The organism is Collinsella sp. CLA-JM-H32B, assembly GCF_040098065.1.
Lineage (GTDB): Bacteria > Actinomycetota > Coriobacteriia > Coriobacteriales > Coriobacteriaceae > Collinsella.
Genome location: NZ_JBBNNA010000017.1, coordinates 1 through 22,379 on the forward strand (window position 1 = coordinate 1; position 22,379 = coordinate 22,379).

Sequence of the window (22,379 nt, forward strand, 5' to 3'; positions counted from 1 at the left end):
TCGGTCACCTGGAACATGGGAGACGGCGGTCGACGAAACTGGAGAGGAGGTATTACGAGCTCCTGTGCGAATTGAAGGGAGCGCTCCCGCAAACTGCCTATTGACAACTTATAGGAGCGTCGGTTTTAATTTCGCGAAATTCGGCATGGTTGAGGGTAATCGGTTAAACGTAGTAGATAGGCCCATTTGGTGGCGAACGAATCAAGCCGAGGTGCAAAATAGCCCCCGCCCCAGAAAAATCGTCGTTAAGGTAGCAAAAAGCCCCGCGGGCAGGAGGCTGCTCGCGGGGCAAAGAAGAGGGGCATATTTGTGGCGGACCGAGGGGTTCGGCATGGGGTTTCTGCCGCGGCCGCTCTTAAGGCATTACAGCTCGACGAGCTGGCCGGTCTCGGCGGCCTCCTTGATGGCGTTAAGCAGCGTGAGCGTCTTAACGTTGTCGGCGGGGGTCACGACGGGCTCGACCTCGCGGCGAACGACCTTCACAAAGTGCTTGAGCTGCATCTTGTGCGGCAGCGCCGGGTCGACGGCCGGAATCTCCATCTGCAGCGGCTTGTGCCAGTTGGAGGCTCCGTCGTAGGAGAACTGGTGCAGGCGGGGCAGCGAAAGGGCACCCAAGGTTCCGCCAATAAAGTAGGCGTCGGCGTCGAAGGGGCGGTACTGCGGATCCTCGCGAGCGGTGGCCTCCCAGTTCCAGGGGCTGGCGGTGGCGTCGGAGATGGTCATGCTCGCAAGCGCGCCATCGGCAAAACGGACGTTGACCACGGCGGAGTCCTCGGTCTCAAAACCGCGGGCGGCGCTGGACTGCATGCCCTGGACGGCAACGGGCTCGCCCAGCAGGTAGCGGAGCAGGTCGACGTCGTGCACCAGGTTGACCAGGATCGGGCCGGCACCCTTCTTGCGGCGCCACTCGACATCGAAGTACTCGTCATTCTTATAGATCATGTAGTGGAAGCTCGACACGGTGAGCTTGCCCAGCTCGCCGGACTCGATGATCTCCTTGGCCTTGTTGACGAAGGGATTGTGGCGACGGTGCTGACCCACGAGTACGGGCACGCCGGCGGTCTCGGCCTCGGCGGCAAAGGCCTGGGCATCCTCGAGGTCGTTGGAGATCGGCTTTTCGACCAGCGGCACGATGTTGCGCTTCACGGCCTCGCGGGCAACGCCCAGGTGCAGGTCGTTGGGGGTGGCGATGATGACGGCCTCGGGCTTGACCTCGTCCATCATCTGGGCGGGATCGGTAAAGAACGGCACGCCGGCGGCCTCGGCCGTGGCGCGGGCGCCCTCAAAGGCGTCGGCGATGGCGACGAGCTCGGCCTCGGGCTCCTCGGTGACAAAGCGGATGTGGTTGCGGCCCATGGCGCCGGCGCCGATAACGGCAATGCGGACGGGGTTGAGCTCAGACATTTCGACTCCTTAATACTGGTGACCGGTGGAATGCGACAGAGGGGCTGTCCCTTTGTCGCATCGGTAAAACTAAGCGGACTTCTTCTTGCTGTCGGAGACCATCATGTAGACGGTGAGCACGACGGCGATGGCGGCGATCACAATGGCGCCGTAGAAAGACTGCTGGTAGGCGGCGCTGCCGGCCTCGGCGTGATACAGCACGGCGGTGATGGGCTGGCTGATCCAGGTGGAAGCGGCATAGCCCAGGAACATGATGCCGTAGTTGACGCCGATGTTGCTGGTGCCAAAGGCGCCACCGGTGAGCGGCGGGTAGATGACGAGCAGGGCGCCAAAGCTAAAGCCGAGCAGGGCGAGTGCCACAAAGAACATGCTCTGCGTAAAGCTCATCGACATGATGACGAGCGCGACGATGGTGACGACAAGGCTGATGAGCAGCGACTTATAGGCGCCGAGCTTGTCGATGATCTGGCCAAAGGACAGACGACCGACCAGGTTGGCGCAGGTGTTGACGGAGACGACCACACCGCCGAGGGCGACGGCCGCGGCGCTCGTGGGGTCGGCGAAGAGCTGGACGGCGGCGATGGAGGCAACCTTGCCGACGAGCAGGGTGCCCGCGGTGGCGGCAAAGGCGAAGGTGACGATGAGAACCCAGAAGCGCGGGGTCTTGACCATCTCGCCCGGAGTGAGGTCACCGAAGGTGCCGGCATGCGCGCCACCCTTGGGGGCCTCGAAGCCCTCGGGCAGCCAACCGGCCTCGGGGGCCTTCAGGAACAGGGCGGAGGCGGCAATCGTCACAAAGAAGATGACGCCGAGCGCCTTAAGGGCTCCAAAGATGCCCAGGCTCGGGATGAGCAGCGAGGCGAGCACCGGGGACAGCACGGCGGGGCCGGCGGTCGAAGCGGCCAGGGTGATGCCAGAGGCAAGGCCCTTCTTGTCGATAAACCACTTTTGGCCGGTGGTGAGCGCCGGGTTGTAGCCCAGGCCGTTGCCGACGGCGGCGACGAGCGAGAACCACAGGTAGAACTGCCACGGCTCGGTGACGGTGCCGGACATGAACCAGCCAACGCCGTAGCACACGGCGGCAGCGATCACGACGTTGCGCGGGCCGATCTTATCGGAGATGCGGCCGGCGAAGATGCCCGTCACGGCCATGATGGTCTGGAAGACGGGGAAAGCCCAGGTAAGGGCGCTCGACCACTCGGGGTAGACGGCGAGCAGATTTTTGCTCACGACGGAATACAGCGCGATGGAGCTGATGAAGAACATGGTGACGCACGCGGCGGAAAGCACGACGGCGCGACCCTTGTTGGAGTTGGTGGAAGCCATTGGACTCTTTCTCATCGATACGGGGGAGGGGCGGGCGTGTCCGCGGGGCCTCCCTGTTAGGTTGGTTTACTGGTCAGTCGGCTTGGCGACGCCGGACTCATCGGACCAGAGCTCGACACCCTTGTTCTTAAGGTAGTTGTCGGCGTATGCGCGACGGCCGCCGGGCTTGGCGGTGAGGTCGCCCATCATGTTGGAGAAGCCGCCGTCGACCTTGATGGCGTCGCCGGTGGTAAAGTCCGAGCGCTTGGACGCCAGAAACATGACGGCGTTGGCGATATCGCTGACCTCGCCGATGCGACGCGTGGCGATCAGACGGCTGCGGCTCTTCTCTACCTCGGGGTCGGCATAGAAGTTGGCCGACATCGGGGTCTTGACGAAGCAGGGCTCGACGCAGTTGGAGCGCACGCCGTAGGGGCCCCATTCGGCAGCCAGCATCTTGGACATCATGTTGACGCCCGCCTTGGTGGAGCTGTACACGCCCGAGAACGTTTCGGGGGAGTGGCTGGCAACGGTCGAGATGTGCACCAGGCGACCCTGGCCGGCCTTGATCATCTCACGGCCAAAGCGCTGCGAGGTGATGAAGTAACCGGTGAGGTTGACGTTGATGACCTCGTTCCAGTCGGAGAGCGGCAGGTCTTCCATGGCTGCGAAGCGCAGGATACCGGCGGTGTTGACGAGAACGTCGACGTGGCCGAAGTCGGCGATGGTGGCATCGACGGCGGCCTGAACCTCGGCCTCGTCGGTGGCGTTCATCTTGTAGCCCTCGGCGTGGATGCCAAACTCGGCGGCGAGGTCGGCGGCTGCGGCCTTGACCTTTTCCTCGTCCAGGTCGAGCAGGACGACATTGGCGCCGTTGCGGGCGAACTCGCGGCAGATCTCGACGCCCATACCGCCGAGTGCGCCAGTCACGGCGCAGACATCGCCCTCGAGCTTAAGCCAGTTGCTCATAGGAACTTCCCTTCTTGTGCCTCCCGGTGGGTCGCTCCCATTAACCGACCCACGTGGTTTTCGCTGGTTATCGTATGCTTTGCATTTGCGCAGGTGAATTGCATATTTGTTAGAATAGCGTTAACCGTAGGTTTACACTGTGCGATGCAGTTTATTCTCAATTGAGCGCGTGACCTGCGAAAACAACCCCCTGTGGCCCCATGCGGTCACGGGCGCGAAAACGGGAGATTGACGTGTACGATCGACGACTCGAGGCCATATCGGCCGCCGCGGAGCTGGGAAGCTTCTCGCGTGCGGCGGCAAAATTGCGTGTGTCGACTCCGGCGCTCGTCAAGCAGGTGTCGGGCTTCGAGGCCGAGTTTGGCGTCACGTTGTTCGAGCGCTCGCACTCGGGCGTCAAGGTGACGCCGGCGGGCGCTCTGCTGGTGGACGACGCACGCTCGATCATGCGGCAGTCCGAGGACGCGCTGCGCCGTGCCCGACGCGCGGCGGGCGATGGCGGTGCCGTGCGCCTGGGCGTGTCGATGATGTGCCCGGGGCGCCAAACGCTGTCGATGTGGACGGGCATCCACGAGCTGGAGCCATCGTTGCGATTTGAGATCGCGCCGGTAAGCGACCTCTACGACGAGCGCGAATCCGTCATGCGCAGCTTGGGCCGCGAGGTCGATGTGGTGCAGTCGAGTTTTTCGACCCCGCGCTGGGGCGACACCTGCCAAAAGCTCCGCATCGTCAACGTGCCGTTTTATATCGACGTGCCGCGCACGAGCCCGCTGGCGCGCAAGACACGCATTACGGTCGCCGACTTGGAGGGCATGCGCCTGCGCGTGCTCCGCCACGGCAACGACGCCATGGACAGCCTGCGCATCGACCTGTTGGCCGACGGCGGCGTGGACGTGATCGACGTGGATAGCTTCGACTTTGCGCTCTTTAACGAGGCGGAGGAAAAGGGTGACGCGGTGCTCACCTGCGGAGCGTGGTCGGGGGTGCACCCGGCCTTTGTGGGCGTGCCGTTCCTGTGCGGTCGCGAGGTACCGGTCTTTCTGCACTACCCGCTCGAGCCCACCCTCCAAGTCCAAAAATTCGTGAACGCCATGGCCCAACTCCTCAAGTAGCTCACCTGGAACGGGACTTTTTTGACTCCTTACAAAATGAGGCCCTGGCCAAACGGCCAGGGCCTCACCACTTCTTTTTAGGCTGCGAGAAAAGGCTGCGCGTAGGAGTTCCCCGAGGGAGACGGGGTGTTTGCTCCGCGCGCAGTTTCGCAGCGAAGCGAGAATGTTTGAGCACGGAGTAAACACCCCGTCTCCCTCGGGGAACTCCGTTGGGAGCGTTGGGGCTGTTTTGAGCTACTCCAGCTCAAACGCTCCGGTGTAGAGCTGGTAGTAATACCCGCGCTTGGCGATCAGCTCGTCGTGGTTGCCGCGCTCGATGATGCGGCCGTGGTCCAGACAGATGATCGCGTCGGAGTTGCGCACGGTGGACAGGCGGTGCGCGATGACAAACGTCGTGCGACCCTCCATGAGCTTGTCCATGCCCGCTTGCACGATGGCCTCGGTGCGGGTGTCGATGGAGCTCGTGGCCTCGTCCAGAATCATCGCCGGCGGATCGGCGACGGCGGCGCGTGCGATCGAAATCAGCTGGCGCTGGCCCTGCGACAGCTGCGCGCCGTTGCCGGTGAGCATCGTGTCGTAGCCGTCGGGCAGGCGGGTGATAAAGTCGTCCGCGCCCGCGAGCTTGGCCGCCGCGATGCACTCCTCGTCGGTGGCGTCCAGGTTGCCGTAGCGGATGTTATCCATCACGGTGCCGGTGAACAGGTTCACGTCCTGCAGCACCACGCCCAGCGAGCGGCGCAGATCGGCCTTGCGGATCTTGTTGACGTTGATGCCGTCGTAGCGGATCTTGCCATCGGCGATGTCATAGAAACGGTTGATGAGGTTGGTGATGGTCGTCTTGCCGGCACCGGTGGCACCGACAAACGCGACCTTCTGGCCCGGCTTAGCAAACACGGACACGCCGTGCAGCACCTCGTGGTCGGGCGTGTAGCCAAAGTCGACGTTGTCCATGACCAGGTCGCCGCGCAGCGGTACGTACTCGATCTCGCCGGTCGCGCGGTGCGGATGCTTCCACGCCCACATGCCGGTGTGGTGGTCGGCCTCCTCGAGCTGCCAGGTATCGGGGTTCACCTGCGCGTTGACGAGCGTCACGTAGCCTTCGTCGGCCTCGGGCTCCTCGTCGATGAGCTCAAAGACGCGGTCGGCGCCGGCGAGGCCCATGACCACGGCGTTGATCTGCTGCGAGATCTGACCGATCTGTCCGCAGAACTGCTTGGTCATGTTGAGGAACGGCACCACGACGGCGATGGACAGTGTCATGCCCGAGATGCTCAGGTTGGGCACGCCCAGCGCCAGGAAAATGCCGCCTGCCAGTGCGACCAGCACGTAGAGCAGGTTGCCCAGGTTCATAAGGATAGGCATGAGGATGTTGGCGTACATGTTGGCCTTCTGCGAGACCTCGAAGAGCTTTTCGTTGCGCTCGTCAAAATCAGCCTCGGCGGCAGACTCGTGGCAGAATGCCTTGACGACCTTCTGGCCGTTCATGACTTCCTCGATATGGCCCTCGACCACGCCGAGCTCGGACTGCTGCGCAATAAAGAAACGCGCGGAGTTGGAGCCGAGCAGCTTGGTCATAAAGGTCATAAAGACGACGCCGGCCACAATGACCAGGCACATCCACACGCTGTAGTACAGCATGATAAAGAATACCGTGACGATGACGATGGTCGTCATGAGCAGGTTGGGCAGCGACTGGCTGATCATCTGGCGCAGCGTGTCGATGTCGTTGGTGTAGTGGCTCATGATGTCGCCGCGCTGGTGCGTGTCGAAGTAGCGAATCGGCAGGTCCTGCATGCGGTTGAACATCTTCTCGCGCAGCTTCTCGAGCGAGCCCTGCGTGACGATGGCCATGGCGCGGTTCCAGAAGAGCGAAGACAGGATGCCGATGCCGTAGATGCAGGCGAGGGTAGTCACGAGCTGTGCGATCTTGGGCTGTGCGGCTTCCCAATCGCCCGACTGCCACGATTCGCTAATAATCTGCAGGGCGCTCTGAAGGAAGGTCGCGCCGATGGAGTTGATGATGGCGCAGAGCACCACGCCGACGACGACGAGGGGCAAAAGCACGGGGTAGAAGCCAAAGAGCGTCTTGATGAGGCGCGACATGGTGCCGCCCTTGCGGTTGAGCGCGCGCTCGGCGGTCGTTGCCTTACTCATGTGCCTCGCCTCCTTCCTGGGTCTGAGCTTGCGTTGTGGATGCCTCGGTGTCGGCCTCGACGGCCCCTTCGCCCTCGGCAGACATCTTGTTTTGCGAGGTAAAGGTCTCGCGGTAGATCTCGCTTGTCTTAAGCAGCTCGTCATGGTTGCCGATTTGCGCGATGCGGCCACCTTCCATGACGATGATGCGGTCTGCGTCCTGCACGGAGCTAATGCGCTGGGCGATGATGAGCTTGGTCGTGTTAGGCAGATAGCTTGCCAGCCCTGCGCGAATCTTGGCGTCGGTCTTGGTGTCGACGGCGCTGGTGGAGTCGTCCAGGATCAAGATCTTGGGGCGACGCAGCAGGGCACGCGCAATGCACAGGCGCTGCTTCTGACCGCCGGAAACATTGGAGCCGCCCTGCTCGATCCAGGTGTCGTAGCCCTTGGGGAAACCGTCGACAAACTCATCGGCGCAGGCCAGATGTGCCGCCTCGCGGACCTCCTCGTCGGTGGCATTCGGGTCGCCCCAGCGCAGATTTTCGGCGATGGTGCCGCTAAACAGCACGTTTTTCTGCAGTACCATGGCGACCTGGTGGCGCAGGGCGTCCAGGTCGTAGTCGCGCACGTCCATGCCGCCCACGCGCACGGTGCCTTCGGTGGCGTCGTATAGGCGGGCGATGAGGTTTACAAGCGTGGACTTGGCCGAGCCAGTGCCGCCGATGATGCCGATGGTCTCGCCGCTCTTAATGTGCAGGTCGATATCGTCGAGCGCCTGGCGCTTCGCATGCGCGGAATACTTAAAGCTCACGTGGTCAAAGTCGATGGAACCGTCGACAACCTCGAGCACGGGCTCGGCGGGATTGGCGATCGTGGGCTCGGCGGCCAACACCTCGGTAATGCGGTGCGCCGATTCGTCGGCCATGGTCACCATGACAAAGATCATCGACAGCTGCATCAGGCTCATAAGGATCTGGAAACCATAGGTAAAGATCGAGGAGAGCTGGCCCACATCGAACAGCGTGCCCTGGCTCGTGATGATGAGCTTGGAGCCCAGGTAGATGATGACGACAAACGCGCCGTTGACGCAGATGTTCATCATGGGGTTGTTAAAGGCCAGCAGTTTCTCGGCGCGGGTGAAGTCCATCTGGACGTCGCGCGCGGCGGTCGCGAACTTCTCCTTCTCAAAGTCTTCGCGCACATAGCTCTTGACCACGCGCATGCCGGTGACGTTTTCCTCGACAGACTCGTTAAGTGCGTCGTACTTGTGGAACACGCGCGAGAAGATGGGGCGCACCTTAAAGATGATAAAGAACAGTCCAAAGCCCAGTAGCGGAATGATGACCAGGTAGACCATGGCGACGCTGCCGCCCATGATAAACGCCATGGTAAAGGCGAAGATCAATACCAGCGGCGCGCGCACGGCGATACGGATAATCATCATAAAGGCCTGCTGCACGTTGTTGATGTCGGTGGTCAGGCGCGTGACGAGCGAGGAGCTCGAGAACTCATCGATGTTGGCAAAGCTGAACGTCTGGATCTTGTAGAACAGGTCGTGACGCAGGTTCTTGGCGAAGCCGCAGCTCGCATGGCTGCAGGTGACGCCGGCAGCGGCGCCAAAAGCAAGCGACGTCAGCGCGATGAGCACCAAAAAGCCTGCGGTGGGAAGCATCTCGGCTACGGTGGTGCCGTCTTTGATGGCGTCGATCAGGTTGGCGGTGATAAATGGAATCAGCATCTCGCAGAGCACCTCGCCAAGCACGAGCAATGGCGTGGCAACAGCGACTTTCATATAGTCGCGGATGCTGCCCATGAGGGTTTTAATCATCCAGTTCCTCCCAGGTTACACGGATTTTCTCGAGCATTTCGGCGAGCTGCTCGCGCTCGTCGTGAGTGAGGGCACTAAAGGCCCGTTCTCTAAAGCGGATGCGGGCCGCCTGGTCGATGCGGGCGTTTTCCCGGCCGGTTTCGGTCAGGCGAATGGTGAGTTGCCGTCGATCCTTGGGGTTACGGCTGCGTTCGATGAGGCCGTTGAGCTCGAGCTTGGACAGGATCTCGGAAAGCGACCCCGGCTTGAGGTCAAAGTGCATGCCGAGTTCCTGCTGCGACATCTCGCCGCCGGGCTGCTTGGCCAGCAGGCAGATGATGGGTGCCTTGCCGGACACGCCTCCGCCATGAAAATGCATGTAATGGCCGCAAAAGCCCAGGCCGCTCAGGATGCGCTTGGCGAGTTTGTCTTCAGCGCTGACCGCTTCGGGTATGTCTACCGGTTGCGACGGGTCACCGCCGGGCTCGTGCGAACAAAGGTTAAGAGGTTCATCGCACATGAATTAGTGTTGCTCCTTTCTTTAGTTAGGTAGTGGAATTGTTTTGTGCCTAACCAATTTAGGAGCGTGAGAAATCAATGTCAAGGTACCAAACTTATTAAGTTACGGCGTTTTGCCAAACGCCGTAACCGCTCGACGCTGCAAACGCTCCTAAGCGGCAATCTGGCGTTCAATCGTCTGGCATGGCCACAAGGCCTATGCCCTCCTCTTTCACGCCACCTTGCTCGCTTAGGAACGTTTTCGCTGTCCGTCCTCAACCTGTGATTCCGCCACGGTCCGTTTCGGTGCATGCAATCCCTTGGGGACGGAGGAAAAGGGATCATTTTCCGTAACCTTTCCGCAACAATTTGCCCTTCGCACTGCTCGACTCCGCTCGCAACGTCCCCTGCGCTACACTTAGTTGCACTGTGGCGCCGTTGCGCCGCGCCCGACCTAAGGGGGACTCTCATGAAGAATACTCAGCTGCTGCTGATTAACGATATGTGCGGCTACGGCAAGGTCGCGCTTTCCGCCATGCTGCCGGTGCTGTCTCACATGGGCTACCGTATCCATAACCTGCCGACGGCGCTCGTTTCCGACACGCTCAACTATCCCAAGTTCTACATCCACGACACCACCGAGTACGTGCGCCAGAGCCTCGCCATCTGGGAGGAGCTCGGCTTTGAGTTCGACGCCATCTCGACCGGCTTTATCGTGACCGAGGAAGAGACGCGCATCATCTCGGACTTTTGCCACCGCCGTGCGCAAAAGGGCACCAAGGTGTTCGTCGACCCCATCATGGGCGACAACGGCAAGCTCTATGCGGGCGTGCCCGAGTCCACGATTGGCCTTATGCGGCACCTGCTGGAGTGCGCAGACTACGCGGTACCCAACTATACCGAGGCGTGTCTGCTTGCCGATAGGCCTATTGCCGAGCAAATTACGCCCGATGAGGCCCGCGCCCTTGTGGACGCCGTGCGCGAGCTGGGTGCCAAGTCGGTGGTCATTACGAGCGCCGTGGTCAATGGCATGAACGCGGTTATCGGTTACGACCATGTGGCGGGGGAGTACTTTACGATTCCCTTTGAGCTCATTCCGGTTTATTTCCCGGGCACGGGCGACACGTTCTCGGCGGTGCTCGTCGGCCGCGTTATGGCAGGTTGGAGTTTGCAGCGCGCGACGTCCGATGCCATGCGTGTGGTGGCTGAGCTTATCGAGCGCAATGCCGACCAAGAGGACAAGTCGGCTGGCCTTCCCATCGAGGCCTGCCTGGATGTGGTTGACCATGAGTAATGCTGGCGAGGGCGGCATCAAGCCTGCGGGCGAGAACAAGCCACTCGGCGCGCCGCGTGGCAAGCGTCCGCGTATCCGCGTGAGCTGCGTGGACCAGCTGGGTGCGTGCCGCTGCCACCATGGTCACAAGCCCGGCGACGTTTTTGACTTCGACCGAGACCGCGGCAAGATGTGCGCCATGGCCTGCCATGTGGGCTTTCCCTATATCGATATCCTGCGCTATGGCGGAACCGTGCCTGGCAACGAGCCCGGCACGGCAAAGTTCTGCTGCCCCGAAGTCGATACACTGAACGTCTGGCTCGCCGAGATCGTCGACGAGTAGTCGAGCGTGGATTTTCTCCCGTTTAGAGCGTACTTGAGCGCTCAAAGTGGGAGATTGTCCACGCTCAATTTGTATGCGGGAGATTATCCACGCTCATTTCGCGCCGAAGACGTGGCCCGCGACCTCGCTTGCCTACAGCTGCTCGAGCATAGCGGTACAACCGGCGAGCACGTCGCGGTAGGTGGCATCGAAGTTGCCGGTGTACCAGGGGTCGGCCACGTCGCCGGGGCGCTCGGTCCAATCGAGCAGGCGCGAGATCTTGCCGTCGGGGTCGTCGCCAAAGATGCGACGCAGGCCACGGGCGTTCTCGGCATCCATATAGACAATGTGATCCCAGTCGCCATACTCCGCGCGACGTACCTGACGTGCGCGATGTGCGACGACGGGAATCCCAACCTCGCGTAGCTTGGCAACGGTACCGTGATGCGGCGGGTTGCCGATCTCCTCGGTCGAGGTCGCGGCAGAATCAATGACAAACTCGCCCGCGCGCCCGGCGCGGTGCACCAGCTCGGTAAACACCGACTCGGCCATCGTCGAGCGGCAGATGTTCCCATAGCAGATAAACAGTACGCATTGCATATGCGGTTTCCTTTCGATCGCCATCATCAAGCTCGAGTATCGCATCTGCGCCTACGCCTGCGCCCGCTTGCGCTCCCAGCGAGCCAGCTTAATCGTCACCAGCGTGAGCGCCCAGGCCACAAGCGAGAACGCGGCACCCACTGCGCCCACGTACGCAATGCCAACGCCGCTTACCACGGCGCCGCCTACCGCGGTGCCAAACGAAATGCCGACGTTAAACGCCATGGGCTCAACCGAACTCGCGAGTACCATCGACTTGGGATGGCGGCTGCGTGCCACGTCCATAAAGTGCGTGATGCACGACACCGAGAACAGGTACATGAGCAGCGCCAAGCTAAAGACAAAGACCAGCGCGAGCGGCATGGTGCCGCCCACAGCAAACAGCCCGAGCAGCGCCGCAGCCTGCAGCACAAACGTCACAAGCAGCGCCTTCATGCCAAAGCGCGCATCGATCCATCCGCCCAGGATGTTCGAGATCAGGCAGAACACGCCGTAGGCCATAAGCGTGGTGCTGGCTTCGACCGTGCCCATGCCCAGCACCTGCTCCAGATAGGGCGTCACATAGCCGTAAAACACGTAGACCGAGCCCACGCCAAACAAAAAGATGAGCATGCCGGTGATGATGCTCGGCTCGCGTAGCAGACCCGCCTGCTCGCGAAAGGTGGCAGGCTCGTCGGTTTGCCCAGCGCGCGGCATAAACGCCACGAGCGCTCCGCAGATCAGAACGGCAAAGGTCAGCGTGCCGTACATGGCCACGTGCCAATCGAGCGTGTCGGCCACAAACTTGCCGATCGAAGTGACAAAGACCATTGCCACGGAAAACGCACCATATACCACCGAGATGGCAAGCGAAGTTTGCTGCGGGGACAGCAGTTCAGGGATGTACGTCACGCCCACGGCGAGCAGCGCACCCGAGACGGAGCCCAGGACAATGCGTGAGATAAACAGCACCTGGAAGTTGGGGGCCAACGCCATGACCAGGTTGCCGAGCACAAAGACGACGCTATAGCACACGAGCAGCTGGTAGCGGCGGAATCGCCCCGTGCTGAGCGCGAGCACCGGCGTCGCGATAGCGTAGACGAGCGCAAACACGCTGATGAGCTGGCCCGCAGTGGCAAGTGATATGCCGAGTTCCGTTGCCAAGTCGCTTTCGATGCCGATGACCACGAACTCGGAGCAGCCGAGCGAGAATCCCAACAGCACGAGCAGCGCCAGGCAGAGCTTGGTACGCGCGGGGGAGAGCGCGGCGGCGGTTGGCTTACTTTTAGGCGTGGTTGCGGCGGTCAAGGTTGTCACTCCAATGTCGCATGAATAAGCGGGATTCAATCCCTGCAACTCTAACAGAATGTGACAAAGGGACAGTCTCTTTGTCACATGGAGAGCTTGCCTGTATAGTCGCAATACAGGCGAAGATGGTCTCAGGTACATCGCGGGCGACAGGAGATCCCATGGGTATGCACACGACAAAGGTTGCAGTGGGCGAGGGCAAGTTTGCGCTCGAGGCCCAGCTGACGGTGACGCCGCGAGGCATGGCGGTGTACGCCTGCTCGCCGGAGTTTGCGCACCTGGGCGCCACGGCGCAGGCCATTCCGCGCCCCGAGCCCGGCCGTACGGCGACGGTGAGCATCCTGGCCGTTCCGTGCCATCGAGACGAGATCCCGGCGCACGATATCGCGGCGGCGCTGGCCACGCGCTTTGACGTGCCGGTAGTTGCAAGCACGGGCTTTCATGTTGAACAGGCGAGCGGGGACGACCTGCAGCGCGTGCTCGATACCACCAAGGAGCTCATCGCCGCGCTTGAGGAAGCCGCCGCGCGCATCCTGCGCGCCGGTTGGGATGAGGGCGGCGCGGGCGCCGAGGTCGTGGCGGTCGATGCCGCGACCGGCGAGGCGCTTGGCCCCGTCGACCGCATCGATGCCCATGCCGGCGAGGGCATCCTGCATCAGGCATTTCTGACGCTTTTGGTCGAGGGCCGGGGCGAAGACGCGCGCCTGCTGCTCTGTCGCCGCAGTCCGCTCAAGCGACTGTGGGGCGGAGTGCTGGCCGATAGCTGTGCCGGCCATCCGCTCCCCGGGGAAGACGTCGCGGCCGCCACGGTGCGCCGCATCAACGAAGAGCTCGGCATTACACGCGAGCCCGATCAGCTCGAGCACCTCGGACACGTGGTGTACCGTGAGGACCACGGCGACGGCCGCTGCGAGTGCGAATGGTGCGAGGTCTACCTTGCCCATGTTGAGCCGGGCGAGCTGCATATCAACCAAGAGGAGATCTCGGAGTTGCGCCGCGTGGCCCCGTCCGAGCTCGACGGCTACCTGCAGGGTCACCCCGAGCAGCTGGCCCCCTGGCTCCGCGAGGCTCTCAGCGACCCATCCATCCGTACGGCCCTCGCTATGTGACAAAGGGACAGTCCCTTTGTCACATCCAAACCGTCACAACATTCGGCGAAAATCTCGAAAACGAGGAAAAGCGTCGAATGTTGTGACGGTTTTTGTCTAGGGAATCGCTTCTCATCCAAAAAAATCCGCTTGACTGTATTGCCGCAACACAGCGCAACGTAAGGGGTGTCCGATAACGGGCGCCCCTTTTTAAGCGGCAACGTGGCTGCGAATCCGGAGCGCCCCCAACAAGAAAGGTGGGGAGATGGAAGCGGAAAAGAAGGCGTTTAAGATCACCAAGCGCGAAATTGGCTTTGTGCTGGGTATCGTTGTCTTTTTGCTGGTGAAGTTTCTTCCTTTGGCGGAGCTGAGCTCGACGGTCGAGCTCACGGTCGGCGGTCAGACCTGTCTGGCACTGACGCTCGCCACGGTGGTGTTCTGGGCATGTGGCGTGGCACAGCCGGGCTTTGTGGGCCTACTCTACTGCGCGCTGCTCGTCCTGTTCAAGGTGTGCGTGGACGACACGGGCGCCGCGAGCATTTCGGCGACGGTCGCCTCTACGTTTAGCTCGTGGACCAAGGCCACCATGTGGCTCGTCATCGGCGCCTACCTCATCGCCAGCGCGGTCAAGGAGTCGGGCCTGGGCGAGCGTATCGCCTACGCGTTCATGCTCAAGTTCGTGCGCGACGCCAAGTCGCTCATCATCTCGATTTTCGCGCTCACCTTTGTGCTGTCGCTGCTGATCCCGCATCCGTTCCCCCGCGCCTTCCTCATCCTCGCCGTCGTCTCGGTCATCGCCGAGTCCGCCGGCTACGGTGACGACGACAAGGGCAAGCTCGGCTTCCTCGTGTTTGCCGCTGCCGCCCCGGGCTCCATGTTCTTCCTGACGGGCGACTCCACGCTCAACCCCCTCGTTGCACAGTACAGTGCCGAGGCCGGCGGCATGAGCCCGTCCTTCGTCGACTGGTTCCTGTACATGAGCGTGCCTATGCTGGTCGCGCTGCTGTGCACCCTGTTCTTGGGCCTCTTCCTCTTTAAGCCCAGCAAGGAGCTCGTCTACGATCGCGAGCAGATCGTGGCCAAGCAGGCCGCGCTCGGCAAGCTCTCCGTCAAAGAGATCCGCACCATCGTGTGGCTTGTCATCGCCATCGCGCTGTGGCTCACCGTTTCGGGCGATTACATCGGCTGGGTCACCCTGGCCATTGGTGTCGCTCTCGCCATGCCCATCATTGGCGAAGTCCTCACCCCCGCCAGCTGGAACGCTGTCGATATCAAGTCCCTCATGTTCCTGACGGCCGCCATGGCCGTGGGCTCCGTGGGCGGTGCCACCGGCATGAACGCCTGGATCGCCGACGTCGTGCTCCCCAGCTCCGTGCCCGAGAACATCTTCCTGTTCGCCCTGCTCGTCGCCGCGCTTTCCATGATCATCCACATGTTCATGGGCTCGGTCATGGCCGTGCTCGGCGTGTGCGTGCCGGCGTTCATCAGCTTTGCCGCCGGCTCCAGCGTGAGCCCGCTCGCCGTGGCGCTCATCGTCTTCACGTCCATCAACATCCACTACATCCTGCCGTTCCATAACCTGCCGATCCTTATCGGCGAAGGCAAGGACGCCGGCGGCTACACCTCCAAAGAGGCCATGCGCATGGGCATCCCCCTCACCGCGGTCGTCTTTGTCGTCGTGCTGGTCGAGGCCGCCTGGTTCCACCTCTTTGGCCTGATGTAAGCGGTCGGGCGTTCCGGCTGTAAGCAGCCAAGCACTTGAACTTCGAGCGGTCGAGCGCTCCATTTGTGAGCGCCGTGGCCCCATTACGTTACCCCGCCCGGCGGTACACCGCCGTCGGGCACTCTCCCGAAAGGAGCATGCCATGTCCACTACCGATGCTTCCCAGATCCACGACCTGCGTTCTGCACTCGACTTTTTGCGCGAGATGCCGGGCCAGCTGCTCGAGACCGACACCCAGGTCGATCCCGATGCCGAGGTCTCGGGCGTCTACCGTCACGTCGGTGCCGGCGGCACCGTCATGCGTCCGACCAAAGAGGGCCCGGCGATGGTCTTCAACAACGTTAAGGGCTTTGACGACGCCAAGGTCTGCATCGGCATGCTTGCCAGCCGCAAGCGCGTTGCCGCCCTGCTCGATCTGGACGAGGAGCATCTGGGCCTCGAGATCGGCAAGCGCTTCGAGAACCTGATCGCCCCTGAGCAGATCGCCGAGGGCAAGCACGTCGACTGCCAGGAGGTCGTGTACAAGGCGACCGACGAGGGCTTCGACCTGCGCAAGATCGTTCCCGCTCCCACCAACACGCCCGTCGACGGTGGCCCCTACATCACCATGGGCCTCGCCTACGGCACGAGCCCCGATGGCACCCAGTCCGACGTGACCATCCACCGCTTCTCCTGCGTCGACAAGGACAAGCTTGCCATGTGGATCACCCCGGGCAGCCGTCACCTGGGCGCGTTCTTTGACGAGTACTGCCAGCGCGGCGAGGACATGCCCATCTCCATCTCCATCGGTCTGGACCCCGCCGTGTACATGTGCTGCGGCTTCGAGGCTCCCACCACGCCGCTCGGCTTCAACGAGCTGCAGATCGCCGGTGCCCTGCGCGGCCACGCCGTCGAGCTTGCCGACTGCGTCACCGTTCCGCAGAAGTGCATTGCCAATGCCGAGTACGTGCTCGAGGGCTACCTCATGCACGACGAGACTATCAATGAGGACGTCAACGGCCACGGCTACGCCATGCCCGAGTTCCCCGGTTACACCGGCGGCGCCAAGGTCTGCCCGGTGATCAAGATCACCGCCGTCACCACGCGTGTCAACCCCATCATGGAGAGCTGCATCGGCCCTTCGCACGAGCACGTGTCCATGGCCGGCATCCCCACCGAGGCTTCCATCTACAAGATGGTCGAGACCGCCATCCCGGGCCGCCTGCTCAACGTCCACGCCGCTCCCTGCGGCGGCGGCAAGTTCGTTGCCATCATGCAGTTCAAGAAGTCGAGCAAAAATGACGAGGGCCGTCAGCGCAACGCCGCCATGCTTGCCTTCTCGGCGTTCTCCGAGCTCAAGCACGTCATCCTTGTTGACGAGGATGTCGATATCTTCGATATGAGCGACGTGATGTGGGCCATGACCACGCGCTTCCAGGCCGACGTGGACCTCATCACCATCCCCGGTTGCCACTGCCACGTGCTCGATCCGTCCAACGACCCCGCGTTCGATCCTTCGATTCGCGAGCACGGCATCGCCTGCAAGGCCATCTTCGACTGCACGGTTCCGTTCAACCTCAAGAAGAACTTCATCCGCTCGCAGTTCATGGAGATCGATGAAGAGAAGTGGGCCGCCGAGCTCGCCTTCTAGTAAGTAGCCCTATCAAATAGCTAAGGAGTTGTCATGCCTGAGTCTTCTGTCCGTTCCCGTCGCATTGTCGTTGGCGTTTCTGGTGCCAGCGGCGCTGCGCTGGGCCTCGAGTGTCTCAAGTGCCTGCGCCAGGCCGGTGCCGAGTCGGCGCTTGTCGTCACGCGCGGGGGAGAGATCACCATCGAGCAGGAGCTCGGCATGACGCTCGACGAGTTTGCCGCGCATGCCGATGTGGTCTACGACAACAAGAACATCGGCGCTGCCATCGCAAGTGGCACCTATCCGGTCGCCGGCATGATTGTGGCGCCCTGCTCCATGAAGACGCTCGCCGGCATTGCGAGCGGCTACAGCGAAAACCTGTTGCTGCGTGCGGCCGACGTGCAGATGAAAGAGCAGCGCCGCCTGGTGCTCATGGTGCGCGAGACGCCCTTCAGTGCGATCCATGTCGACAACATGGCGCGCCTGGCGCGCGTGCCGGGCGTCATGCTCATGCCGTCCATGCTCACGTTTTACAACGGCCCCGCCACGCTCGACGATGCAGTGCATCACATCGCCGCCAAGGCGCTCGAAGCTGTTGGCGTGTCGTGCGAAAACTATAAGCGCTGGTCATAGGCATCTTTAGGGTAGGATACGAGTAGTGTTTGAGCCCGCTGCCCCTGTGGGCGGCGGGCTTTGGTGTGTCGGGAGGACCTATGCAGACGGGTATGTATGCGATTAGCGAGATGGCGAGCTTGTTTAACGTCTCACGCCAAACGCTCATCTACTACGACAAGATCGGTCTGTTTAAACCCGCCGTGGTCAACGAAAAGGGCTACCGTTTCTATTCGCCCACGCAGATTCCGCTTATGCGCCTGATTTGCATGTTGCGCGACTTGGGGCTGGAGCTCGACGAGATTGACCGCCTGACCTCGACGTTCGACATTGGAGAGATGACCGACCACCTGCGCTCGCGGGTGCAGGCGCTCGACGAACAGATTGCCGGGCTCAAAGCCGAGCGCGCCAGCGTGCAGGAGCGCCTGAGCTTTTACGACGAAGCGGTCTACTGGCGCGAGCGTGAGGGCAAGCCGGAGCTCAAACAGTTTGAGCGCCGCTACGTGGTCTTTGAGGAGTTCCCGGGCGATATCGAGCGCGGCCGCTCGATGCTTCATCCCACGCTTATGCGGGCGATTTTACGCATGCGTGCACTGACGGGCACACGCCCCATGCGCGGTTGGGGTGCCATGCTGCGTCGAGAGGCACTGCATTCCGACGACCCCATCGCCGGTGCCGGCTCTTTTGCCGTGCTGCCGCGCGGTGCCGAGGAAACGCTGCCGAGCGATCCTGCCGAGCTGGTAGAGATCGGCGTCGAGGTGCTGCCCGAGGGCACGTATCTATGCATGAGCCGCTGGGGCATGCCGTACGAGCCCGAGGGTATCCGCGCCATCGTCGCCTGCATGGACAAACATGCGCTCCAGCCCATCGGCAACGCTTTCGATTTTTGCTACCTGGACACCACGAGCTACGACGAGTCTCACCAAGAGGACTTCTGCTGTATCCAAATCCCCGTCGCCCTCAAATGACTTGCGGTGAAATAGTCCCTAAATAGCTCGAGTAGGTGTGCAAACAGGAACTATTCCACCGCAACTTCGATGTGACAAAGGGACAGTCCTTTTGTCACATTCCATTCCTTAGAAACTTGCAAATTCTTCAAGTTTCTAAGGTAACATCTTATAAACTTGCAAAAAATGCAAGTTTATAAGATTTCATGTCTGGCCGGGCGCTAGGGAGACTCTATGGATATCGTTCGCCGAAGCCGTTATCTTGATCGACTCATTGCTTTTCAGGATACCGACCTCATCAAAATCGTGACGGGCATACGCCGTTGTGGCAAATCAACGTTATTGGACATGATGAGGGACTATCTGGCGCAACAGGGGGTGCCAGCCGAGCGTTTGCTGACCTTTAAGATGGAATCTCTAGAGTACACGGGAATTACGGATTATCTGACGTTTTATCGTATGGTCCGGGAGCGCATCGACGGCATCGATCATCCCTACCTGTTCTTTGACGAGCTCCAGAATGTCGAAGGTTGGGAAAAGGCGGTCAACTCGCTCCGAGTGGATTTGCCGTGCGATATCTATGTCACGGGCTCCAATGCCTTTTTGCTATCGAGCGAGCTCGCAACGCTTATCTCGGGCCGATATGTCGAGGTCAAGATGCAGCCTCTCACGTTTAGCGAATATCTTGATTTTCGCTCGATTGATGCGGTCGCCGCTGAAGGGCTTGGTGAGAGGGTCGAACTTGTTTCCAAAACGGGCGATCGCCTTAATTCAAATACCGTGCTTGAGCAGTACATAACCTATGGCGGCATGCCGTTTCTGGCCCATGATGAGCCGAGACGTGAGCTGTGCCGCGACTATATCCGTAGCCTCTACCAGACGATCGTCGCGCGCGATATCCTGTCGCGTGCGACGCGTAGGGGTCGCGGAGCTATCACCAAGCGCGATGTTCTCGAGCGGCTCTGTGCGTATCTGGCAGACAACATCTCCAACCAAACCTCGGTCAACAAAATCGTAGGGACGCTCAACGAATCGGCGGGCGGTAAGACCAACGCATCGACGGTGTCGGCATATATTGACGCTCTGGAAGAGACGTACCTGTTTACCAAAGTAAAAAGGTATGACATCAAGGGGCGGGAGCTTCTTAAGACAGGCGGTAAATATTACATAGCTGATACGGGAATTCGCAGCTATCTTGACGGATATAGAGGTAGCGATAGCGGAAGGATGCTCGAGAACGTTATCTACAACCAGCTTGTATTTGAAGGATACGAAGTGTTTTGCGGCCATCTGCGCGCGGGGGAAATCGACTTTGTCGCAATCGGCGAGGGATCGGACCGCAAATATATCCAGGTTACCGAGCGGATCGATGCCGAGGCGACGAGAGAACGCGAGCTGCGACCGCTCAAGCTAAGCACGCTAGGAAAAATTCCTGATTCGTATGAGAAGATCCTGATTGTCAGGGATGGCGACCATCCAACGGACATCGATGGCATCAGAATCGTGGGGGCAGTCGACTTCTTGTTGAGAAATAAGATTACCCGCGGCTAAACGCAAACAGATCCGTTTCGATGCGACAAAGGAGCAGTCCTTTTTCGCATTCCGTGCGAGCCCTCGTGCCGTCTGGGGGTATAAGGCTAACAAGTGTTTATTTGCGAGGCCTAAGGGGCGCCCCGTATGGATATCGATAACTTTGAATGGTGGTATAGCGAGGGTGAGGCTCCGGACGAGGGGTGGGACGAGCCTACGCCGCGTGACGTGTCGAGCGACGAGGACGAGACCGGCAACGACGTCGCCGCCGACTCGGACGCCGCCCTCGATTCCGTCGAGCCCCTGACCTTCGAACAAGCTTGGGCCCAGGCCGAGGCAGACGAGGCCAAGGCCGACGCTACGGCCACGCTCGGCGAGCCAGCCGACATGTCGATCTCGCCGGCAAAGACCCCGCAGCCGCGTCACACCATCGATCCCGACAGCACGGCATCCTTCAGTATTCTCGACGTGCCCTCGCAGGGTGCCCAGGCGCCCGCGCCCACACGTCGCCCCAATCTGTCTCGCGAGGAAGATGCAGGACGTCGCTCTCCGCTCGGCCCCATCCTTATCGCCTTCATGGCCGGCGTTATCGCATGCTCGGTAATTGGAAACGTCTGGAGCCATGTTGAGCAACAGCGAAAAGACGCCGCCAAGGTCGAGATGTCTGTCGAGCAATCGCTCGGCCGCACGCGCTCGGTACATGTGTCGGTCGAGGTCAAGGACGGCGCGACGTGGGACACCGCGCGCGGCGACAGCCAAATGCTCATCCATATCGTGGGGCGCACGCTCAAAGGGCAGACGATCGACGAGTATCAATACGTCAATTCCGCTGGTGACGGCATCGAGCTCAAGCCCGGCGACTACGAGCTCACCGTCGATGAACCGCCCGTCGCCACCGACGGCACGCGCTTCCGCGCCTCAAAGCGCATGGTCCCCGTGAACTTTAACTCACAGGCGCCCGACACGGTCGACACTACACCGCAGGGCGGGTTCGACCTTTACGTGGATACCCAGTAGGCACTCGCCGCTCATTCCGCTATGGCTACTCAATAATCGCCTGCCGTCCCGTCCCGCCGCCAAGAGTGGGACAATAGCCCTCGACACTATTGTTTACTTTTGGAGGAAGTAGCATGTCTACCGTTACTACCATCAAGCGCGGCGGCCTCACCGCGGCCATCGATTCCATGGGCGCCCAGCTCACGAGCCTTGCCCTCAACGGCAACGAGTATCTGTGGCAGGGCGACCCGGCCTTTTGGGGCAAGCATGCGCCCATTCTGTTCCCCATCGTGGGCTCACTGCGCAACAACACGGCGACGTCTGCGGCTGGCACCTGCGAGATGCCGCGCCACGGACTCGCGCGCATCGTCGAGCACAAGCTGGTCGAGGTCTCGGAGGACGGCTCCTCGGTAACTTACGAGATCACCGATACGCCCGAGTCGCTCAAGGCTTTCCCCTTCCACTTTAAGCTCAACATGACCTATGCCCTAACCGGCGACGCCACGCTCACGCAGACCTTTGCCGTTGCGAACACCGGCGACGTAGAACTGCCGTTCTCGGTGGGCGGCCACCCTGCATTTAACGTGCCCGCTCCCGGTGCCGAGGACGAGGCATTCGAGGATTACGAGCTGGCATTTACCGAGGCTTGGACCAACGAGGCCCCCATCATCACGCCCGATGGCCTCATGACGTTCGAGGACAGCTACAAGGCTCCCGATAACTCGGACGTGCTGCCCATCACGCACCGCAGCTTCGATAACGATGCCATCATGTTCACCGATACCCCGGGTTCCACGCTCACGCTGCGCGGTCGCAAGTCGGGCCATGGCGTCAAGATCGACTTTGAGGGCTTTAAGTACATCGGCGTGTGGTCTGCCGCCAACGACGCCCCGTTTGTGGCGCTCGAGCCCTGGACCGGTCACACCACCATGGACACCGAGGACGACGTCTTTGAGCACAAGGTCAACACCATCACGCTGGCGCCGGGCGAGACGGACGTCCGCAGCTTTAGCGTCACTTTGCTCTAGAGGTTCCGCCGTTCTGACGAACGGCGGGCCGGTCGACGCTGCGCGCCATCCAGGGCGACAATTTGTCATTCAAAAGGCAAGGCATGACCAGAAGGTCTATGCCTTGCCTTTTTCATGCCTAGTCGTTGGGGACGTT

19 protein-coding genes are annotated in these 22,379 nt (G+C 61.2%); 11 read left to right on the top strand and 8 right to left on the bottom strand.

The window, feature by feature from the left end; translation table 11 throughout:
• Positions 1-363: 363 nt before the first annotated feature.
• The 3 genes from AAA138_RS08570 to AAA138_RS08580 form a co-directional block, all read right to left on the bottom strand.
• Complete coding sequence (locus AAA138_RS08570; RefSeq protein ID WP_089573140.1) at positions 364-1,404, bottom strand: Gfo/Idh/MocA family oxidoreductase; 1,041 nt, start codon at positions 1,402-1,404, stop codon at positions 364-366.
• 69 nt (positions 1,405-1,473) lie between these two features.
• Positions 1,474-2,730, bottom strand: a complete 1,257-nt coding sequence (locus AAA138_RS08575; protein ID WP_271737118.1) for an MFS transporter — start codon at positions 2,728-2,730, stop codon at positions 1,474-1,476.
• A gap of 66 nt (positions 2,731-2,796) precedes the next feature.
• On the bottom strand, positions 2,797-3,678 hold the full coding sequence (locus tag AAA138_RS08580) for an SDR family oxidoreductase (RefSeq protein WP_195246938.1): 882 nt from the start codon (positions 3,676-3,678) through the stop codon (positions 2,797-2,799).
• A 233-nt stretch (positions 3,679-3,911) separates the two neighbouring features.
• On the opposite strand from AAA138_RS08580, the gene AAA138_RS08585 reads away from it, so the two are divergent.
• Complete coding sequence (locus AAA138_RS08585) at positions 3,912-4,790, top strand: LysR family transcriptional regulator (RefSeq protein ID WP_349090466.1); 879 nt, start codon at positions 3,912-3,914, stop codon at positions 4,788-4,790.
• Positions 4,791-5,024: 234 nt separating this feature from the next.
• On the opposite strand, the gene AAA138_RS08590 is transcribed toward AAA138_RS08585, so the two are convergent.
• From AAA138_RS08590 to AAA138_RS08600, 3 genes are read right to left on the bottom strand one after another with little or no spacing between them, the layout of a single operon-like run.
• Positions 5,025-6,944, bottom strand: a complete 1,920-nt coding sequence (locus tag AAA138_RS08590; protein WP_349090467.1) for an ABC transporter ATP-binding protein — start codon at positions 6,942-6,944, stop codon at positions 5,025-5,027.
• Positions 6,937-8,751 carry an ABC transporter ATP-binding protein gene (locus AAA138_RS08595; RefSeq protein WP_349090468.1) on the bottom strand — a complete coding sequence of 605 codons (1,815 nt, stop codon included), beginning with the start codon at positions 8,749-8,751 and terminating at the stop codon, positions 6,937-6,939. The genes AAA138_RS08590 and AAA138_RS08595 overlap by 8 nt, the downstream gene beginning before the upstream one ends.
• A complete protein-coding gene (locus AAA138_RS08600) occupies positions 8,744-9,250 on the bottom strand; it encodes a MarR family winged helix-turn-helix transcriptional regulator (protein ID WP_349090470.1) in 507 nt (168 codons plus the stop codon). Before AAA138_RS08600 ends, AAA138_RS08595 begins: the two co-directional genes overlap by 8 nt.
• A gap of 447 nt (positions 9,251-9,697) precedes the next feature.
• On the opposite strand from AAA138_RS08600, the gene AAA138_RS08605 reads away from it, so the two are divergent.
• Both AAA138_RS08605 and AAA138_RS08610 read left to right on the top strand, forming a co-directional pair.
• Positions 9,698-10,522 carry a PfkB family carbohydrate kinase gene (locus AAA138_RS08605; protein ID WP_349090471.1) on the top strand — a complete coding sequence of 275 codons (825 nt, stop codon included), beginning with the start codon at positions 9,698-9,700 and terminating at the stop codon, positions 10,520-10,522.
• Positions 10,515-10,844 carry a TIGR04076 family protein gene (locus AAA138_RS08610; RefSeq protein ID WP_229077256.1) on the top strand — a complete coding sequence of 110 codons (330 nt, stop codon included), beginning with the start codon at positions 10,515-10,517 and terminating at the stop codon, positions 10,842-10,844. Before AAA138_RS08605 ends, AAA138_RS08610 begins: the two co-directional genes overlap by 8 nt.
• 132 nt (positions 10,845-10,976) lie before the next feature.
• Here AAA138_RS08610 and AAA138_RS08615 read toward each other — a convergent pair whose 3' ends face one another.
• Together AAA138_RS08615 and AAA138_RS08620 are read right to left on the bottom strand one after the other, a co-directional pair.
• A complete protein-coding gene (locus AAA138_RS08615) occupies positions 10,977-11,423 on the bottom strand; it encodes a low molecular weight protein-tyrosine-phosphatase (protein ID WP_349090472.1) in 447 nt (148 codons plus the stop codon).
• A gap of 51 nt (positions 11,424-11,474) precedes the next feature.
• Complete coding sequence (locus AAA138_RS08620; RefSeq protein WP_349090473.1) at positions 11,475-12,719, bottom strand: MFS transporter; 1,245 nt, start codon at positions 12,717-12,719, stop codon at positions 11,475-11,477.
• A gap of 152 nt (positions 12,720-12,871) precedes the next feature.
• Here AAA138_RS08620 and AAA138_RS08625 point away from each other — a divergent pair, with 152 nt between their 5' ends.
• The 8 genes from AAA138_RS08625 to AAA138_RS08660 all read left to right on the top strand — a co-directional run bounded on the left by AAA138_RS08625 (position 12,872) and on the right by AAA138_RS08660 (position 22,243).
• Positions 12,872-13,819 carry an NUDIX domain-containing protein gene (locus AAA138_RS08625; RefSeq protein WP_349090475.1) on the top strand — a complete coding sequence of 316 codons (948 nt, stop codon included), beginning with the start codon at positions 12,872-12,874 and terminating at the stop codon, positions 13,817-13,819.
• Between the two features lie 244 nt (positions 13,820-14,063).
• Positions 14,064-15,521 carry an SLC13 family permease gene (locus AAA138_RS08630; protein ID WP_070100742.1) on the top strand — a complete coding sequence of 486 codons (1,458 nt, stop codon included), beginning with the start codon at positions 14,064-14,066 and terminating at the stop codon, positions 15,519-15,521.
• Between the two features lie 142 nt (positions 15,522-15,663).
• The gene (locus tag AAA138_RS08635; protein WP_349090476.1) at positions 15,664-17,151 is read left to right on the top strand and encodes a UbiD family decarboxylase; all 1,488 of its coding nucleotides are present in this window, start codon (positions 15,664-15,666) and stop codon (positions 17,149-17,151) included.
• Between the two features lie 33 nt (positions 17,152-17,184).
• Positions 17,185-17,763, top strand: coding sequence for a UbiX family flavin prenyltransferase (locus AAA138_RS08640; RefSeq protein WP_349090478.1), 579 nt, complete (start codon positions 17,185-17,187; stop codon positions 17,761-17,763).
• An 80-nt stretch (positions 17,764-17,843) separates the two neighbouring features.
• Positions 17,844-18,710: a MerR family transcriptional regulator gene (locus tag AAA138_RS08645; RefSeq protein ID WP_349090479.1), complete on the top strand. Its 867-nt coding sequence runs from the start codon at positions 17,844-17,846 to the stop codon at positions 18,708-18,710.
• A 213-nt stretch (positions 18,711-18,923) separates the two neighbouring features.
• The gene (locus AAA138_RS08650) at positions 18,924-20,240 is read left to right on the top strand and encodes an ATP-binding protein (RefSeq protein WP_192919531.1); all 1,317 of its coding nucleotides are present in this window, start codon (positions 18,924-18,926) and stop codon (positions 20,238-20,240) included.
• 126 nt (positions 20,241-20,366) lie between these two features.
• Positions 20,367-21,236: a hypothetical protein gene (locus tag AAA138_RS08655; RefSeq protein WP_138375231.1), complete on the top strand. Its 870-nt coding sequence runs from the start codon at positions 20,367-20,369 to the stop codon at positions 21,234-21,236.
• A gap of 113 nt (positions 21,237-21,349) precedes the next feature.
• Positions 21,350-22,243 carry an aldose 1-epimerase family protein gene (locus AAA138_RS08660; RefSeq protein WP_349090480.1) on the top strand — a complete coding sequence of 298 codons (894 nt, stop codon included), beginning with the start codon at positions 21,350-21,352 and terminating at the stop codon, positions 22,241-22,243.
• Positions 22,244-22,379: the final 136 nt, after the last annotated feature.